1 protein-coding gene is annotated in these 1,405 nt (G+C 74.0%); it reads right to left on the reverse strand.

The annotated features are described in order from the left end of the window. Window positions 1-19 precede the first annotated feature (19 nt). Window positions 20-1,405 (reverse strand): CDP-glycerol glycerophosphotransferase family protein (locus G3I40_RS13465; protein WP_203643987.1); only part of this gene is annotated, 1,386 nt, incomplete at its 5' end.

Here is a 1,405-nt window from a genome sequence, read left to right on the forward strand (position 1 = left end):
CCCGTCGCGCGTGCGGTGCTCATCGACGGCCCCCGTCCGCGCCGTGGGCCAGCATCGCGTCGGCGACCTGGGCCGCGGCGCTGCCGTCGTCGAGGTCGCAGAACGCCTCCCGGAACCGGCCGTACGCCTCCCGGTGCCCGGCGACCGCGGCGTCCGGGTCGAGCAGCGCGGCGATCACCTCGTCGCTGGTGCGCAGCAGCGGTCCCGGCGCCTGCGCGGAGAAGTCGAAGTAGAAGCCGCGCAGGGTGTCGCGGTAGTGGTCGAGGTCGTAGGTGTGGAAGAGCATCGGCCGACCCGTCTGCGCGAAGTCGAACATCATCGAGGAGTAGTCCGTCACCAACACGTCGGCGATCAGCAGGAGTTCGGCCGCGTCGGGGTGACGGGAGACGTCGCGGACGAACTCGGACGTGGGCACGGCGCCGCCGACCAGGTAGTGGCGGCGCACGAGGAGGACGTGGTCGTCGCCGAGGGCCGCCTCGGCCGCGGCGAGGTCGAGCTGCAGGTCGAGTCCGTACCGCCCGGACCTGCGGGGCTGGTTCTCGCGCCAGGTCGGGGCGTAGAGGATGACGCGCTTGCCGTCGGGGACGCCGAGGCGCTCGCGCACGGACGCGGCGTGCTTGTCGCGGTCGGCGTCGTGCAGCAGGTCGTTGCGCGGGTAGCCGGAGGCGAGGACGTCGCCGGTGTAGCCGAAGGCGCTGCGCAGCACCGGCGTGGAGAAGCTGTTCGGGGAGACGAGCAGCGACCACTGGTCGGCGCGGGCCGGCAGCGTGGCGATGTACTTCGGGTCGGCGGAGACGCTGCCCAGCAGGTCGCGGCCGATCCGCTTGAGGGGCGTGCCGTGCCAGGTCTGGACGACGTACTGGCCCTCGGCGCGCTCGAACCACTCGGGCAGGTGGGTGTTGGTGACGACGTAACGGCAGCGGGCCAGCGCCTCGTACCAGGCGGCGCTCCACAGCGCGACGGGCGTGGCGCCGGCCGGCAGCTCCACCTGCTGGTCGCGCACGACCCACAGATGCTCCAACGCGATCCCCCGGGCGGCCAGTTCGTCGAAGACGGCGCGCGGCGAGTCGGAGTGCTGGCGCCCGTCGAAGCTGATGTAGAGGACGGCGTCGCGGCGCGGCAGGGTGCGCTGCGTCGCGTAACCGGTGCGCAGCGCGGCCTGCGCGCCGCGCCCTCGGTCCGTCTCGGGCAGCGAGGAGCCCGAGCTGAGCAGCAGCTGGTCGTGGTGGCGGCGCTGCACGAGGAAGTCCCGGCCGCCCAGGGTCCGGGTCAGCGGCAGCTCCGGGTGGCGGGCGGTCGCGACGAGGACGGGGACGCGGCGCTCGGGGTCGCTGTCGCCCACCGCGCGCAGGTACAGGTACCAGTTGCCCTCGGCCAGCGGCAGCGTGCCCGCCGGGCCGGGGAG

Source organism: Streptomyces sp. SID14478 (assembly GCF_010548525.1).
GTDB lineage: Bacteria > Actinomycetota > Actinomycetes > Streptomycetales > Streptomycetaceae > Streptomyces.